The organism is Ruegeria sp. E8, assembly GCF_056533985.1.
On the sequence record NZ_JBQFOY010000001.1, the window covers coordinates 579,696 to 595,633 of the forward strand.

Below are 15,938 nucleotides of genomic sequence, written 5' to 3' on the forward strand. Positions count from 1 at the left end.
ATGCAAGACCAAATGCGCCCGACAGAGATTCTTCGTCAGGGTAGAATCGAGGATTGGCAGGCCGCCACGACCCATGCCTTCACCCGAGAACTGTCCGATGGCACCCTGCCCGAGGACAAGATGCGCTGGTACCTGCAGCAGGATTATCAGTTCGTGGACGGGTTTGTGCGCCTTCTCGCCAGTGCTATCGCTCATGCGCCGACCCTCGCAGACAGCGTGCCAGCCGCTCAGTTTCTGGCGGTGATCACCGGGCCCGAGAACACCTATTTCCTGCGCGCGATGAAGGCTTTGGGCACAGATCCCAGCACCGATCCCGCACCCGCGACAAAAGCGTTTCAGGACCTGATGGCTGAGGCTGTGGCCTCTGGCTGTTATCAGAACATGCTGGCGGTGCTGGTTGTGGCCGAATGGGTCTATCTGAGCTGGGCCAGCCCGGAAAATCCGCCCAAAGAGGGCCTGCCTTTCTGGTTTGCCGAATGGATCACGCTACATGCGGGCGAAGGGTTCGAAGGCGTGGTCGAATACCTGCGCGGCCAATTGGACAAGGTCTGGCCAACGCTGAACGCCTCGGAACAGGCCGAGGTCACGCGGTTGTTCCATCGGGCCGTCGAGTTGGAACGCGATTTCTTTGACGCCGCCTACGCGGCCTGAACCAAGGGGGCCAGTATGGTCGCAACTTTGAACGTGATTGCCGCGTTGCTTACCATCGGGTTTGGCGCATTTGGGTTTCTGGCCCCGGCCCATACCGCGTCGGCCCTTGATCTGGCCCCGACCAACAGCACGATGGGACTGTCGGAAATGCGCGCCTCTGTCGGAGGCCTGTTCGTTGTAACTGGCATTGCGGTCATCTGGCTGAACAATCCGATGGCCTATGTCATGCTGGGGGTTGTCTATTCTGGTGCAGCGTTGGGCCGGTTTGTATCCATTGCACTGGATAATCCCCCTTTGACCAAGGCGCTGATTTTTGGGGGAATCGAACTGGTTCTGGCGGTTTGGCTCATTGCCGCAAACTTTAACAAGGCAACTTAACCAACTGGGAACGTTAGATTGATCGGGACGCAATCTGAGTTTGCATCCGCCCATCACCTCACCTATATATGGGGTGTCCTTCGGGACTATGGACATAAACGCGCTCGTAATAAGCGGATCGGACCCGGGGGCGGTACCCGGCGGCTCCACCAGCCATCCTTCGTTTGAGGATTTTGGGGCCGAAACAGGATCGACGAACGTCTAAAGGGGTTAGCTTTGTCTCGGCTGTCTGCCACCGTTACCGGCGAAACTAGTACAATTGCAAACGACAATCGTGCTCCGGTTGCAGTTGCTGCGTAAGCAGTAACAAGACCGAAACTTAAGTCCTTGCGCCTAGCCGCGTAAGGCGGGGTTCGCAGGTACCTGGCAACAGAAACCTGCATTAATCCCCAACATGTCTGAATTTATTCGTAAGATTCTGCGTGATTCAGAGTTTGTTCACTCCTTTTTGCCAACGTGCCTTCAATTGGACAGGAGAGCTGGGATGACAAATTCAGAGATACTCAGAACATGGTATTCAGAGGTTTGGGAAAACGGAAACACCGAGGCGATCGATCAGTTCTTTGCGCCTGAAACAATGGCCGAAGGGCTGATTCCGGAAATGCAGGTCGGTGCCGACGATTTCCGCGATCTGGTCACCGCATTCCGTCATATCCTCGGCGACATCAAGGTTGAGTTACCCAAGATCATCGAAAACGGCGACTGGGTCTCGGCCATCCTGCATGTGCACACGTCCCGCGCCGATAATGGAGCGCCCTTGGAAGTGACCGGTCAGGTGATGGCTCGATTCAAAGGCAACAAGATGGTCGAGGCTTACAACCACTTCGATTTCGTCTCGTTCTTTGAGGAACTGGGACAGTTTCCCACAGATACCCTGCCCGTCTGCATGACCGGGCAACGTCTGGACTGGGCCTGAACCCAAAGCAATCTTGACCCCAATGGCCCTCACACGCTAGCAAGAGCCATGGGGTAACATTGCGAACGCCCCGTGAGGCGACAGCCCAAGTTTCGCATGTATCCGCGGTTACAAGGAGACATGCCATGGCATCGCCAAACTCAATTGCTCCCAAGCAGCTCTTGCGCCTGATAGGTACACCCAACGCGCCTGTTCTATTCGATATCTGTCTGGACGATGATTTTGCAGAAGACCCGTATCTGATACCCGGATCGGTCAGGCATCCGGCAACGGATGTTCAAGGATTGATAAACAGGATCTCGGGCCGACCGGCAGTTATCATCTGTCAAAAAGGCAAGAAGTTGAGCCAAGGCGTCGTGTCCTGGTTGCGAAGTGAAGGCAATCAGGCAGAGTTTCTGGAAGGCGGAATGTATGCCTGGCGCGACATGGCCGACGCGCTGCGCGTGCCCGTGGCACGTATTCCTGATCGGATCAACGGTCATACGCTTTGGGTCACTCGGCACCGTCCCAAGATCGACAGAATTGCCTGCCCCTGGCTGATACGTAGATTTGTTGATCCCGGCGCCAAATTCCTGTTTGTGGCACCCGGCGAAGTCGAAAGCGTTGCGGACGCATTCAAGGCGTCGCCGTTCGATATCGAGAATACATTCTGGAGCCATCGGGGCGAAAACTGCACGTTTGACACAATGTTGGATGAATTCGAACTTCACTCGCCCGCGCTTGACCGGTTGGCGACAATAATACGTGCAGCGGACACGAACCGGCACGAGCTTGCCCCCGAAGCGGCGGGGTTGCTGGCCGTGTCCGTTGGACTTTCAAGACAGTGTCGCGATGACCACGAAAACCTCGAGGCCGGGATGAGGCTTTACGACGCGCTGTATCGCTGGGCGCGGGATGGATTTAACGAAAGCCATGATTGGCCCACGGGTCGATCCTAATGACGCCATCACTCAAAGAACTGTTTCAGGTCTTCGGCAGGATCGGCCTTTTGTCCTTTGGCGGTCCCGCTGCACAGATATCCTTGATGCATCAGGAGTTGGTCGAACGTCGGCCATGGCTGGATGAACAAACCTACCTGCGCGCCTTGTCGCTGTGCATGCTTCTGCCCGGACCTGAGGCGATGCAGCTTGCAACCTATGCTGGCTGGCGTCTGCGCGGTGTGACCGGCGGGCTGATCGCCGGCAGCCTGTTTGTTCTGCCCGGCGCACTGGTGATCGCGATTCTGGTTGCTCTCTATTCGGCGTTTGGCGATGTCCCACTGGTGCAATCGGCGTTCACCGGCATCAAGGCAACCGTCATCGTCATCGTCTTGCAGGCGCTGCGTAATCTTTCACGCAAAGCATTGACGGATGCTGAGCATCGGATCGTCGCAGTTTTGTCCTTCCTCGCCATTTTCCTTCTGAACCTCCCCTTCCCGCTGATCATTTTCGTCGCTGCATTCTGGGGCTATGTCACGTTCAAAGGACCCGCCGAGGCGCCCGTGCCAGACACCACTTCACACTTGGCGCGCTCTCTGCGCACAATCGCAATCTGGTTGCCGTTATGGCTTGGTCCACTCACCGCCTTGAGCCTCAGCGGCCATCAGTTGCTGAGCGATCTGGGGTGGTTCTTTGCCCGGCTCGCTGTTGTGACTTTTGGCGGTGCTTACGCTGTACTGGCTTATATGACCCAAACGGTTGTGGACCAGTATCATTGGATCAGCACAGGTCAGATGATCGACGGGTTGGGCCTGGCGGAAACGACACCGGGCCCGCTGATCCTTGTCACACAATTCGTTGCCATGCTGACCGGACAGCTGACCGGCGGGTTCACTTTGGCGCTGGCCGCAGGCGCGGTTGCGCTTTGGGCGACCTTTGTGCCCTGCTTCTTGTGGATCTTTCTGGCGGCTCCTTATCTTGACCGTCTGGCCTCGCGTCCTCGCCTTTCCGCAGCGCTGCATGGCATCACTGCAGCCGTCGTCGGAGTGATTCTCAACCTTTCCGTGTGGTTCGCCCTGAATGTTCTTTTCGAATCGGTCCCTGAAAAATCATGGGGTCCTTTGGCAATCCCCGCTCCTCAGATTTCTGAGTTGGATTTTGTCGCCTTGGGTCTAACTATTCTGGCTGGGGCCTTGATTTTTCGACTGAAATTAGGAATGGGCACGGTGTTGGTTCTGATGTCCGTTGCCGGGCTGGCCGCGCACAATATCTGATCAATCCGGCGATACCCGCCCTTTCGTTTCCGAACAAAACCCCTATGCTGAAAATAACCACTTTTGAGGATCACACATGTCGCAAGGCATCGACTATGGAAACCTGATGCACACCGCCATGCGCGGGTTGATCAAAACCGTGCTGACGGATGTTTCTGAAACCGGCTTACCCGGGGCGCACCACTTTTTCATCACCTTCGACACGCGGGAAGACGGTGTGGAAATCGCGGACTGGCTGCGCGAACGCTATCCCGAAGAAATGACCATCGTCATGCAACACTGGTTCGAGAATCTTGAGGTCGGAGAAGTTGGCTTTGCCATCACTCTGAATTTCGGAGATGCGCCGGAACCGCTGTACATCCCCTATTCCGCGATCAAGACCTTTGTTGATCCGTCCGTGGAATTCGGCCTGCGTTTCGAAAGCCCCGAAGATGAGTTGGACGAAGATCAACTCTCCGAGGATTCGATCGAAGTCGAGGAGGAAGAGGTTCATACCGACGCCGATGTGGTGTCGTTGGATAGTTTCCGAAAGTAACCTTCAGAACCCCGCCTGGCGCGGGGTTTACTTTTTCATCAAAAAAGTCTCGACCGACCTTGATTTTTGTCCGTCGATAAACCGTGAAAAGGAAAGGTTCAGACCGCCTTCGGCCAATGTCCGGTCGAATTGCTGCAACTCGTAACCACCGTCCTCATCAATAAACAGCGAAAATACGGTCAGCGTGTCGCCAACGATGCGGCCCCACACGAACGGCTCGCCCTTCATGGGGTCCAGGGGAACTTCGTGACCGAAAACATTGCGCTTCATCGCTGCCGAGAACACATCCGGGCGGTCTGAGGGCACAAAATCAATCGAGAACTGCTGTTCCTTTACCCGCCCATCCAGCTTGTAGGTCGTTGTCCGCCAACTGACGTTAAAGCCGTTTTTGGTCTCGAAAATTGAAACGCTCATGTCCCGAGGTGTCGCGGTGCCGTCTGCATCCACAACTTCCGCGGATCCGATATAGTCACCTACAAATGGGGTTATGTCCTCTGCGCGGGCCTCAAAACTCAGAACCGAGAGCCAAACTGCGCAAACCGCTAGAATCGCGGCGGCTTTTTCAAGCGTAAGGCGATGGAAATTTGGCATTTTACCCTCCAGGACGCTGCCTTTCCATTGTAGCTGAGAGGCGTCCGCGCACAATGGCGCATTCCCTTCCAATATCAATTAAAGTGACGCACCCTGTGCCTATACCTTTGACGCCCTTATGTCTAAGGTGCGCGCAACTGGCCGATTGCGTTACAGCTTTGCTGCGGCTAAACGGCATACGATTGCATACCAGACGGAGTGACAAATGTCTCAGACCCGCACCGAATCCGACAGCTTTGGCCCGCTCGAGGTTCCTGCCGACAAGTATTGGGGAGCGCAGACACAGCGTTCGATCATTAACTTCCCTATCGGCTGGGAAAAGCAGCCCGTCGCCATCGTGCGTGCGCTGGGCGTGATCAAAAAGGCCTGTGCGATGGAGAACAAGGCGATCGGTAAGCTGGACGCCAAGATCGCCGACGCAATAATTCAGGCCGCTGGTGAGGTGATCGAGGGCAAATTCGACGACAACTTTCCTCTGGTCGTCTGGCAGACCGGATCGGGTACCCAGTCGAACATGAACTCGAACGAAGTCATCGCGAACCGCGCGATCGAGATAATGGGTGGCGTAATCGGTTCGAAAGATCCGGTGCATCCAAACGATCACTGCAACATGGGGCAATCATCGAACGATACTTTCCCCACTGCGATGCACATCGCCACCGCCGTCAGCGTGCGTGACGTGCTGCTGCCCGGCCTGACCAAGTTTGCTGAAGCGCTTGAGAAAAAGGCGGCTGAATTCGCCGGTATCATCAAGATCGGGCGCACCCATACGCAAGACGCGACACCATTGACGCTTGAGCAAGAATTCGGGGCATACGCCCATCAGATCCGTCAGGGCATCGCCAGGATCAAAGCCGCAATGCCCGGAATTTATGAGCTGGCACAGGGCGGTACTGCCGTTGGCACCGGCCTGAACACCCATGGTGGATGGGACGAAGCAGTTGCCGCCAATATGGCCGAAATCACCGGCCTGCCCTTCGTTACGGCTCCGAACAAATTCGAAGCATTGGCAGCGCATGACGCCATGGTGTTCCTGTCGGGCGCTTTGGCGACCATCGCCGGTTCTTGCTACAAGATCGCCAACGACATTCGCCTGTTGGGCTCTGGCCCCCGTTCGGGTCTGGGCGAGTTGATCCTGCCCGAAAACGAGCCGGGCTCGTCGATCATGCCGGGCAAGGTGAATCCGACGCAGGCTGAGGCGCTGACACAAGTGGCCGCCCACGTCATGGGTAATGATGCCGCGATCAAGTTTGCGGGCTCGCAGGGTCACTTCCAGCTGAACGTTTACAACCCGATGATGTCTTACAACCTGTTGCAGTCGATCCAGCTGTTGGGCGATGCAACCGACAGCTTTACTGAACGGATGTTGTTGGGCATTCAGGCGAACGAGCCGCGCATCGACAAGCTGATGAAGGAATCGCTGATGCTGGTGACAGCACTGGCCCCGACCATTGGTTATGACAACGCGACCACTGTTGCGAAAACCGCCCATAAGAACGGCACCACCCTCAAGGAAGAAGCCATCGCGCTGGGTTTTGTGGATGAAGCGACTTTTGACGCTGTCGTCCGCCCTGAACAAATGATCGGCCCGAAAGACTGATGGGTAAACCGGTCAATCTGAACCGGTATCGAAAAGAAAAAGCGCGGGCTGAAAAGAAGGCCCGCGCAGACCAGAATGCTGTCGCCTTTGGACGAACCAAAGCCGAAAAAGAAGTTGTAGAACTTCAACAGGAAAAGCAAAAACGCGACCTCGACAATCATGAGCTGGACGAATGAGCGGTCGTCCCGTCAAACGTTCCCTGACCCTTAAAGGGCATCGAACGTCGGTGTCCCTTGAGGATGAGTTCTGGCGGGCCTTTCGCGACATCGCTCGGGAACAAGATAAACCAATCAACACCTTGGCCGCAGAAATTGATGTGGCACGCGACCCTGAAACCGGCCTTGCATCGGCGATACGCGTCTTTGTGTTGAACTGGTATCGCGACCGGGATTAAGCCTTGTCAGTCCCCGAACCCCGAGTGTAGCCTAAAGTGGAACAAAAGAGGTACATTCATGAGCAACACCATTACGGGACCCGATGGGCAACAAAGATGCGCCTGGTGTCAGGCCGCCCCGGAGTTCTTTGAGTATCATGACAATGAATGGGGTTATCCGGTCGCGGATGACCAGCGACTTTTTGAAAAACTGTGCCTCGAGAGCTTTCAGTCAGGTCTCAGCTGGCGAACAATCCTAAACAAGCGCGAGAACTTTCGAGAGGCGTTTTGTGGATTTGATTTCAACAAGATGGCTGAGTTATCTGAAGCAGATGTAGAGCGCCTTTTGCAGAATGCAGGGATCATCCGTCACCGCGGCAAAATCGAAGCGGTGATCAACAACGCACGTCGCGCGCAGGAATTGGTGGCGGCTGAAGGATCTTTGGCGGCCTATGTCTGGCGCTACGAGGCTGATATGCCACCGCCCCCGCAAACGGCGTCTACATCGCCAGAGTCGGTGGCGATGTCGAAAGATCTCAAGAAACGGGGATGGAAGTTTGTTGGCCCCACGACCGTCTTTGCGTTCATGCAAGCCATGGGGCTGGTCAATGACCACGCCGAGGGCTGTATTGGCAGAAAAAAAGCGGCACAGATGCGCCGCTCTTTCACAAAACCTGTCTGAAAGGTCAGACGGAGGCTTTGAAAATCTTGTCGATGTTGCCACCCAGGGCCGCGTTGAATTCGGCGTCCGACTGCTGTTTTGACAGACCTTCTGTCAATGCACGCGAGAACGAGGCGATCATCTTGCCGTTCTGACCCAGCAGATCGCAGGCTTCTTCGGTCGAATAACCGCCCGACAGCGCCACAACACGCAACACCCGCGGATGATCGGCCAGCGCGTCATACAGGTTTGCGTTCGTCGGGATCGTCAGCTTCAGCATCACCTCTTGTCCCTCGGCCAGTTGATCGAGGTTCTTCAGGATTTCAGCTTTCAGGATATCTTCCGCTTCGGCCTTGGTTTCCGAGTTGATGTTCACTTCGGGCTCAACAATCGGAACCATACCGGCATCGGTGACAACACGGGCAACGTCGAACTGTTGGGCAACCACGGCCGCAATGCCTTCGGCATTGGCTTCGTGAATGACCGAGCGTTCTTTGGTGCCGAATACACCATTTGCCTTGGCCAAAGTCTCGGCCAGGCCCGGGATCGGTTTCATCATCTGAACGCCATTGGCCTGATCTTCCAAACCTTTGTCGATCTTCAGGAAAGGCACGATACCTTTCACAGACCAAAGGTAATCAGCGACCTTGCGGCCATCGATTTCTTCACCGAGGGTACGTTCGAACAGGATCGCACCAATCACTTTGTCCTTGGTAAAATCGTCGGCCAAAATGATGCGGGCGCGCATTTTCTGGATTTCACCAAACATCTCTGCGTCAGAAGAGTAGTCCGATGCCTCAACGCCGTACAGCGCCAGTGCCTTCGGGGTTGATCCGCCGCTTTGATCCAGTGCTGCGATAAAGCCTGCGCCGTTGATCATCTGCGCGCGCTGTTCTGCCTTGGCCATAATGTTTTCCCGTTCAATGATGATTCCGATGTCTTCCCCCGCATACAACAGGGCGTGCGGCGATGGTAGGTTGTTAGCGCGCAAAAAGCCGTAGCCAGATACCATCTTTGGACCGAACGGTCAGATGTGCGACCGGAACGGGTGTTTTCCCCGGGATTGTTTCGAACCGGAAATGCCGCAATAGCATCGACAGAATCAGCGGCCCTTCGACCATTGCAAAACCGGCCCCGGTACAAACGCGCGGCCCTGCAGAGAACGGGATATAAGCCTCGCGTTGGCAGCGCTTGCCGTTATCAGTGTTCCAACGCGTTGGGTCGAAGTCGTCCGGGTTGTCCCAGAGCCGTTCTTGACGGTGCAAGTGCCACGGGCTGATCACGATTTGCGCGCCGACTGGCACGTCCCTGTTTCGGAACCGTTCCGGGCACGTGGCCTCGCGGACCATCATTGGCACCGGAGGATAAAGGCGCAATGCCTCGCGAAACACATCCCGGCTGATCCTGAGTTTTGAAACCGAAGCAAACGAGCGGTCATCCAGCGCAGCCGCTTCATCAGCGACCTTCTGTTGCCACTCAGGATAAAGCGCCATCAGATACAGCGTCCAAGCCAAAGCGGACGCGCTGGTTTCGTGGCCTGCAAGAAAAAAGATCGCGACCTGATCAACCATTTCTTCGGGGTCGAAAAACTGGCCGGTTTCGGGATCGGCTGTGGTCATGATCTTGGTCGCCAGATCGTCAGGTGCCGTTCCGGCTTTGATCGCTGCAGCGCGCGCTCTGGTCAGTTCGGCGATAAGCTCCCGAATGTCCCGCGCGTTTTGTCTGGTCGCCTTGGAATGAAACCGGGGCACCCATTTTGGCAGTGGAACAAAGGCGGCAAGGTTCAGCAAAGGCTGCTCGCGCTGATAGGTGCGAAACTTGTCAAACACCTGACTGGCTATGGCGTGGTCGATCGGCACGGAAAACAGGGTGCGAAATATGACATCCGCCGCCGCAAAGCTAGTTTGCTCTTCGCACTCAATCTGCTCACCGACATGGGGTTGCAACCGCTCCACACACGCCTCGGCTGCGGCAAGCATGGCGGGAAACGTGTCTTTCAACCGCCCGCCCTCGAAGGCCGGATCAATGATCCGCCGCTGACGCTTCCACGTCTCACCATTGGTCAGAAACACGGAATTTCCGAGCAGTGGGCGCAAGCCTTCGCTGATCCTTCCGGATTTCGGAAAATCGTCAGGGCGGTTCTTCAGGACGGTTTGGATCAGATCCGGTTGATTGATCATGAACGACCGGAAGAACGGGGTTTTGAATTCAGCCATCCACGCACAGTAGAGTCGCGCAGGTTGCGCCGACAACAGGTCCTGACGGAACAGTTTCAGATAGCGCAGCAGTGAAACCTTGTCAGGGCGCGGTTCTGGCTTGGGTGGGATCATGCGCTTACCGACGTGTATTTGGACACAGGCACCTCAATCCGGCTGCGCGACGCCGCTCGATCCTTGAACCGTTCTTTCAGCGTCAAAGGACCAGCGGTTATCCGAAAATAGTCATAGCTGTCCGGTTTATCGAAGGCGCAAAGGTATTGAAAGTGCAGCCGGAAGAACCTCCAACGCATAGCTTTCCACCGCGCGGGTGATAGGGTTTGTGTAAAGGCCGCTGACAGGACCAGGGGCCAGCGTTTGTCAGACCCCGCCACGCCAGTAACAGCCACCGGATCGCATAGAGCGAACGAGCAACCATCGCCGGGGGCAGAGACGTCCACCCAGGTGACTTCGGAACATGCGGACAGGAAGTGCAAATCGGACCTCAGGTCATGTGCCTCGGGCAGAAAGGAGACCATCGGCACGACTTGCCCCAGACTGAGGAAGGACAAGACCGCCCCACGCTCGGACATGCTCTGATTTCGGATCAATTCGGCCAGAACAGACACGCCCAGATGCGCGCCCGAACTGTGGCCCACGACCAGCACCTCATCCACATCGGACATTAGCGCAGTTTCGATCGTTTCTCTAAACGATGCCAGCCTGTCCTGCAGCTTGGCCGGTGTTTCTCCCTTCAACTGCGCCGAATAGGCATAGTCATGCATCAAGTAGTAGGCGAACAGGCGATTATCGATCTTGCGGAACCACAGCATCAGTGCAACCGCAACGGCCACGCCCGGTATCAGCCCCCACCAACCGGCCAACGCGACGCATGCCCACGCAGCAGCAAGTGCAACCAGGAACTGGAACACCAGCATCCCCACAGGGTACAGCGCCGCTATCACTGGTCCCTTGCGCAACCGCATCAAACGCCACAACGTTCCGGTTGATAAGTAAATCCACGCCGTGCGCGCCAAATGCAGATAGGTCGCGGGGATCGAAGCCGACATGCTGTCGCGCACGATATCGGACCACCCCAGAACCTCGAATTCAGTTTCTACGGTCAAACCATCTTGCACCGACGTCACGCCCCACCCAAAACGCCCTTTCGTCGTTTTTGGCGATAAAACCAACTCATACCCTGAGGTCCTGGCCTGTTCCTGTGACTCTGAGCGATACAGCTCACGATACCGCCGGGGCGGTCTCGGGTCGTAGCCGGGGATATAGAATACCCGGCGTTTGCGCACCTGCGGCTGATTTTTGTGACTGCTCATACTCTTACCTTCTGCCGCGCAGGTTAACGCAGGCTTGAGGTCATGGTAAGAGGGTCAGGTGATCAACCGAAATTCGCCAGTGCAGGAAAAGTTTCAAGCAACCACCAACTGAATCGGGTGAAAAGACCGGTGATCAGCATGATACCGACGAACAGCAACAGAGCACCCATGACTTTTTCGATCGTGCCCATATACGGTTTGATCCGGTTCATCACGGTCATCGAGCGGTTCAAGAACATCGCCGCCAGAAGAAACGGAATACCCAGACCTGCAGCATAAACACCCAACAACAGCGTACCACGCGCAACTGAGGCTTCGTTTGCCGCCAACGACAGGATCGCGCCCAGTTGAGGTCCAATGCAAGGAGTCCATCCGAAAGCAAAGGCCAGTCCCAGAATGTAAGCTCCAAAGACCGAACCACCAGAATCCCCTGTTTCAATCCGCGCTTCGCGATCCAGAAACGGAATACGGATGACATTCAGGAAGTGCAAACCAAACACGATGACCACTGCGCCGGACAGTTTTGCGAAAAGAACCTGATTTTGCAGCACAAACGCGCCAAAGGCGGATGCTGTGAAACCAAGCAAAAGAAAGACGGTCGACAGGCCCATGACAAAGAACAGGGCCGACATGGTTGCCTTTCGCCGCGCGCGTGCTTGATCCTGCATCTCATGAATGGTCACGCCGCTCATATACGCCAGATAAGGCGGCACGATAGGCAGTACGCAGGGCGACAGAAAGCTGATCAAGCCACCCAGCAGGGCAACAAACATGGCGGGCAACAGCCCTGCGTCTATGATCTCTATTCCGAACATACTTCTGCACATATGTGATCAAGGACGATACGTCACGGGGCCAAACGGTCACATCCTCGTGGGCGTAATCTGGACAAATTTACAACTTGGACCTATCCCGAAATCCATGTCAGACGTTACCGAAACACTGGACGCACTGGGCCTGTTATGCCCCCTGCCTGTCCTGAAAGCCCGCAAACGACTAAAGTCCATGCCGCAGGGCGCTGTCCTGCGTGTGCTGGCCGATGATCCCGCGGCGATCATCGATGTTCCACATTTTTGCACTGAGGCGGGGCACAAGCTGTTGTCTCAAGAGTTGGACGGCACCCATCAGGTTTATCTGATCCAGAAAGCCAGCTGACTTACGTCGGGCGAAACGAAAAAGGCGGGCCAATCAGCCCGCCTTTCGTTTAGCTTCCCAGCGACCACCAGCCGCGCCTTTTAGGCTTGGCGGGCGCAGGTTCGGGCTCTTCCGCCACTGTCTCAAGCACCGGTTCGGGCGTTTCTTCCGCTGGCGCATCCACGACGGGTTCGACCGCGTCTTGTACTTCGGGTTCTTCCTCAGCTTCGGCTGAAGGCTCTTCCGCGACAACGGCTTCTTCAACAGCTTGCGCATCATCCGCGCCGTCTACAGGCTGATCGCTATCCACCGTCTCTGGCGCAACTTCGACAGTCTCAGCGACCACCTCAACTTGCTCCACGACAACCTCTGTCGCTTCAACCACGGTGCTTTCTGCAGTTTCTTCAGCCGCCTGTACATCCGTCACGGTTTCGGCGTCTGTCGACGTAGTTTCAGATTGATCCGCAGTCTCTTCTGCAACAACGTCTTTTTTCCGACGACGCGGTGCGCGCTTGCGTTTAGGCTTGGCTGGTTTTTCTTCCTCCGAAGCCTCGGCATCCGGAGTTTCGGCTGCACCTTCTGCGTCAGAAGTGTCGTCTGCACTGTCGTCCTGCGCGGGTGTATCACCTTCATCCGCGCCCTGCTCCTGCGCGTCACCATTGCCCGAGCCCTTCTTGCGGCGACGGCGGCGGCGTTTGCGCTTGGGCTTTGTATCTTCTTCGGTCTGAGCGATTTCCTCTTCGACCTCTTCCTCGTCCGAAGAATCCACCAGATCCATCAGCGACGCATCAACGGACACGACAGGCGCTGTGGCTTCGGGAACGATCCGGCTGGCGGTCTTGAACTTCTCCATCGAGAAATCGGGGCTGACCAAATGGATATCGCCTTCGATCCGCACGGACAGGCCATATCGCGACTCGATCTGCGCAATGTGCTCGCGCTTCTGGTTCATCAGGAAGTTAGCAATGCTGACCGGGCAGCGCACCAGGACCTCGCGCGACCGGCGGCGGGTGCCTTCTTCTTCGATCTGGCGCAGGATCGACAATGCCATATTGTCGTCCGAACGGATCAGACCGGTCCCGTGACAGGCCGGGCACGGCTGTGTCGTGGCCTCGATCATGCCGGGACGCAAACGCTGACGGCTCATCTCCAGCAAACCAAAGCCCGAAATACGGCCCACCTGAATGCGGGCGCGGTCGGTTTTCAGCTTGTCTTTCAGACGCTTTTCAACAGCGGCGTTGTTCTTACGCTCGTCCATATCGATGAAATCGATGACAATCAGACCCGCGAGGTCGCGCAGACGCAATTGGCGCGCCACTTCTTCAGCAGCTTCCAGGTTGGTCTTCAGCGCAGTTTCCTCGATCGAGCCTTCCTTGGTCGCCCGACCCGAGTTCACGTCGATCGCCACAAGCGCTTCGGTCACGCCAATCACGATATAGCCACCGGATTTCAGCTGTACGGTGGGATTGAACATCCCCGCCAGATAGCTTTCCACCTGATAGCGCGCGAACAGCGGCAGCGCGTCTTCATACCGTTTCACGTTCTTGGCGTGGGACGGCATGATCATCTTCATGAAGTCCTTGGCGATGCGGTACCCGCCTTCGCCCTCAACCAGAACTTCGTCGATATCACGGTTATAAAGATCTCGGATCGACCGTTTGATCAGGTCGCCTTCCTCATAGATCTTAGCAGGTGCGATGGATTCCAGAGTCAGCGCGCGGATCTGTTCCCACAAACGCTGAAGGTATTCATAGTCGCGCTTGATCTCAGACTTGGTGCGCTTGGCACCTGCAGTTCGAATGATCAAACCCGCCCCGGTGGGCACATCAATTTCCGAGGCGATCTCTTTCAGTTTCTTGCGGTCCGCTGCATTGGTGATCTTGCGGCTGATGCCGCCGCCACGCGCGGTGTTGGGCATCAGAACGCAATACCGACCCGCCAGCGACAGATAGGTTGTCAGCGCGGCGCCCTTGTTGCCGCGCTCTTCCTTGACAACCTGCACCAGCAGGACCTGACGAACCTTGATAACTTCCTGGATCTTGTAGCGACGCGGGCGCGGTTTGCGAGGCGGACGAATGTCTTCGCTGTCATCCTCGTCAGCCACCGATTCAATCGATGCGTCTTTCGAGGCGGCATCGGCATTCTGGTCGTCGTCGCCGTCGTCATCAGCGTCCTGTTCGTCCTCTGAAACATCCGCAGCTTCTTCTGGAGCGTCCGCCTCAGATTGCTCAGCCGCGGTTGAAGACTCCGTTTCTTCTACGGCTTCCGCAGCCTCTCCGGCTTGATCTTCAGCGTTGTCTTCCGGTGCCTCAACCGGTTCTTCGCTGGCATCGTCAGCAGCGTCAGACGCCGCTTCTTCCGGGGCTGATTCAGATGTCTCTTCACCCTCAGGCGCTTCGCTGTTCTCCGGCTCCTCTACCGGAGTTTCAGCGACGATTTCCATGGGCGAGGTCCCTTCTGGCACCTCCACATCTGCCTCTTCGCCTTCGTCCAGATCGATGGTTTCCATACCGGTCGGTTCAGTCGAAACCTCCATGGTTTCAACCGGATCGTCCGATTTCACGTCGGCTGCCTTTGACCGAGACCGGGAACGGCGCTTTTTCGGCTTGGCCTCTTCCGCCTCATCGCGCGCCTTCATAGCCTCGGCATAGGCGCGCTCTTCCTCCATCAGCGCCTCACGGTCGGCGACGGGGATCTGGTAATAGTCCGGATGAATTTCCGAAAACGCCAGGAACCCATGCCGGTTCCCACCGTAGTCGACAAACGCCGCCTGCAGTGACGGCTCAACCCGTGTTACTTTTGCAAGATAGATGTTGCCAGCAAGCTGGCGTTTGTTTTCGGATTCAAAATCGAACTCCTCGACCTTGTTTCCGTCGACCACCACGACGCGGGTTTCCTCCGCGTGGGTGGCATCGATAAGCATTTTCTTAGCCATGTGTCCTTGATGCACCGCGCCAAACGCGTTGTCCTGACCTGTCCAGGCGGACAGGCGCTTTTGGGGAGGTGTCTTGTCAGGGCGATATCGGACGGCGCGCGGCAGGGTCTGGCGCTGTGGCCCCCTGCCCGTTCTCTCAATCGTTGCGCGCGCGTCATCGCGGTTCTTCTCCGACAGGCGCGTCTGAACGCTGCCCGCCCATTTATTCCTTTCGCCCAAGGGTCCTGGGCTCAGGTACTCCACTGCCCCTGTCGGGGCACAATCGGTCTGCTGAACCGCGAGGGGTTGATCCTCACCAACGGATCAGCAGCGAAACTCAAAGATTCGGGACTTGTGGGCGTCAAATTCGCCCGGCCCGTCCGGACACAATAAAAGCAACCCTGTGGAAAAGACAATGGGCAAACTGCATCGCCGCCGTTTCAGACGCCACGCTCACCCGCTTCT

The 15,938-nt window shown here is 56.5% G+C and carries 17 protein-coding genes and 1 other RNA gene; 12 read left to right on the forward strand and 6 right to left on the reverse strand.

What is annotated here, in order from left to right; all coding sequences use genetic code 11:
* The 7 genes from ACR0LF_RS02945 (at window position 1) to ACR0LF_RS02975 (ending at window position 4,671) form a co-directional block, all read left to right on the forward strand.
* Window positions 1-651: a TenA family protein gene (locus ACR0LF_RS02945; protein WP_480574719.1), complete on the forward strand. Its 651-nt coding sequence runs from the start codon at window positions 1-3 to the stop codon at window positions 649-651.
* A 15-nt stretch (window positions 652-666) separates the two neighbouring features.
* Window positions 667-1,029, forward strand: coding sequence for a DUF4345 family protein (locus tag ACR0LF_RS02950; RefSeq protein ID WP_480574722.1), 363 nt, complete (start codon window positions 667-669; stop codon window positions 1,027-1,029).
* A gap of 36 nt (window positions 1,030-1,065) precedes the next feature.
* Window positions 1,066-1,413: a transfer-messenger RNA gene (gene ssrA, locus ACR0LF_RS02955) on the forward strand.
* 100 nt (window positions 1,414-1,513) lie between these two features.
* Window positions 1,514-1,945, forward strand: coding sequence for an ester cyclase (locus tag ACR0LF_RS02960; RefSeq protein ID WP_480574725.1), 432 nt, complete (start codon window positions 1,514-1,516; stop codon window positions 1,943-1,945).
* A gap of 125 nt (window positions 1,946-2,070) precedes the next feature.
* Window positions 2,071-2,883 (forward strand): chromate resistance protein ChrB domain-containing protein, encoded by an 813-nt coding sequence (locus ACR0LF_RS02965; protein ID WP_480574727.1) that lies wholly within the window; start codon window positions 2,071-2,073, stop codon window positions 2,881-2,883.
* Window positions 2,883-4,136 (forward strand): chromate efflux transporter, encoded by a 1,254-nt coding sequence (gene chrA, locus ACR0LF_RS02970; RefSeq protein ID WP_480574731.1) that lies wholly within the window; start codon window positions 2,883-2,885, stop codon window positions 4,134-4,136. The genes ACR0LF_RS02965 and chrA overlap by 1 nt, the downstream gene beginning before the upstream one ends.
* Window positions 4,137-4,212: 76 nt before the next feature.
* Window positions 4,213-4,671: an SspB family protein gene (locus ACR0LF_RS02975; protein ID WP_480574734.1), complete on the forward strand. Its 459-nt coding sequence runs from the start codon at window positions 4,213-4,215 to the stop codon at window positions 4,669-4,671.
* Window positions 4,672-4,698: 27 nt separating this feature from the next.
* Here ACR0LF_RS02975 and ACR0LF_RS02980 read toward each other — a convergent pair whose 3' ends face one another.
* A complete protein-coding gene (locus ACR0LF_RS02980) occupies window positions 4,699-5,262 on the reverse strand; it encodes a hypothetical protein (protein WP_480574737.1) in 564 nt (187 codons plus the stop codon).
* A gap of 205 nt (window positions 5,263-5,467) precedes the next feature.
* On the opposite strand from ACR0LF_RS02980, the gene fumC reads away from it, so the two are divergent.
* Genes fumC through ACR0LF_RS03000 form a run of 4 tightly spaced genes read left to right on the forward strand, consistent with a single transcriptional unit; the run spans window position 5,468 to window position 7,917 of the window.
* The gene (fumC, locus tag ACR0LF_RS02985; RefSeq protein ID WP_480574740.1) at window positions 5,468-6,862 is read left to right on the forward strand and encodes a class II fumarate hydratase; all 1,395 of its coding nucleotides are present in this window, start codon (window positions 5,468-5,470) and stop codon (window positions 6,860-6,862) included.
* A complete protein-coding gene (locus tag ACR0LF_RS02990) occupies window positions 6,862-7,038 on the forward strand; it encodes a DUF4169 family protein (protein WP_480574743.1) in 177 nt (58 codons plus the stop codon). The genes fumC and ACR0LF_RS02990 overlap by 1 nt, the downstream gene beginning before the upstream one ends.
* A complete protein-coding gene (locus ACR0LF_RS02995; RefSeq protein ID WP_480574746.1) occupies window positions 7,035-7,256 on the forward strand; it encodes a ribbon-helix-helix domain-containing protein in 222 nt (73 codons plus the stop codon). The genes ACR0LF_RS02990 and ACR0LF_RS02995 overlap by 4 nt, the downstream gene beginning before the upstream one ends.
* A gap of 58 nt (window positions 7,257-7,314) precedes the next feature.
* A complete protein-coding gene (locus tag ACR0LF_RS03000) occupies window positions 7,315-7,917 on the forward strand; it encodes a DNA-3-methyladenine glycosylase I (RefSeq protein ID WP_480574749.1) in 603 nt (200 codons plus the stop codon).
* A 4-nt stretch (window positions 7,918-7,921) separates the two neighbouring features.
* Here ACR0LF_RS03000 and ACR0LF_RS03005 read toward each other — a convergent pair whose 3' ends face one another.
* From ACR0LF_RS03005 to ACR0LF_RS03020, 4 genes are all read right to left on the reverse strand, one after another.
* On the reverse strand, window positions 7,922-8,803 hold the full coding sequence (locus ACR0LF_RS03005) for a fructose bisphosphate aldolase (protein WP_480574752.1): 882 nt from the start codon (window positions 8,801-8,803) through the stop codon (window positions 7,922-7,924).
* 73 nt (window positions 8,804-8,876) lie between these two features.
* Window positions 8,877-10,226: a cytochrome P450 gene (locus ACR0LF_RS03010; protein ID WP_480574755.1), complete on the reverse strand. Its 1,350-nt coding sequence runs from the start codon at window positions 10,224-10,226 to the stop codon at window positions 8,877-8,879.
* Window positions 10,223-11,425 carry a hypothetical protein gene (locus tag ACR0LF_RS03015; RefSeq protein WP_480574758.1) on the reverse strand — a complete coding sequence of 401 codons (1,203 nt, stop codon included), beginning with the start codon at window positions 11,423-11,425 and terminating at the stop codon, window positions 10,223-10,225. The genes ACR0LF_RS03010 and ACR0LF_RS03015 overlap by 4 nt, the downstream gene beginning before the upstream one ends.
* Window positions 11,426-11,487: 62 nt before the next feature.
* The gene (locus ACR0LF_RS03020; protein WP_480574761.1) at window positions 11,488-12,240 is read right to left on the reverse strand and encodes a cytochrome c biogenesis CcdA family protein; all 753 of its coding nucleotides are present in this window, start codon (window positions 12,238-12,240) and stop codon (window positions 11,488-11,490) included.
* 106 nt (window positions 12,241-12,346) lie between these two features.
* Here ACR0LF_RS03020 and ACR0LF_RS03025 point away from each other — a divergent pair, with 106 nt between their 5' ends.
* Window positions 12,347-12,580 carry a sulfurtransferase TusA family protein gene (locus ACR0LF_RS03025; protein ID WP_480574764.1) on the forward strand — a complete coding sequence of 78 codons (234 nt, stop codon included), beginning with the start codon at window positions 12,347-12,349 and terminating at the stop codon, window positions 12,578-12,580.
* Between the two features lie 49 nt (window positions 12,581-12,629).
* Here ACR0LF_RS03025 and ACR0LF_RS03030 read toward each other — a convergent pair whose 3' ends face one another.
* On the reverse strand, window positions 12,630-15,494 hold the full coding sequence (locus ACR0LF_RS03030) for an Rne/Rng family ribonuclease (protein ID WP_480574767.1): 2,865 nt from the start codon (window positions 15,492-15,494) through the stop codon (window positions 12,630-12,632).
* Window positions 15,495-15,938 lie beyond the last annotated feature (444 nt).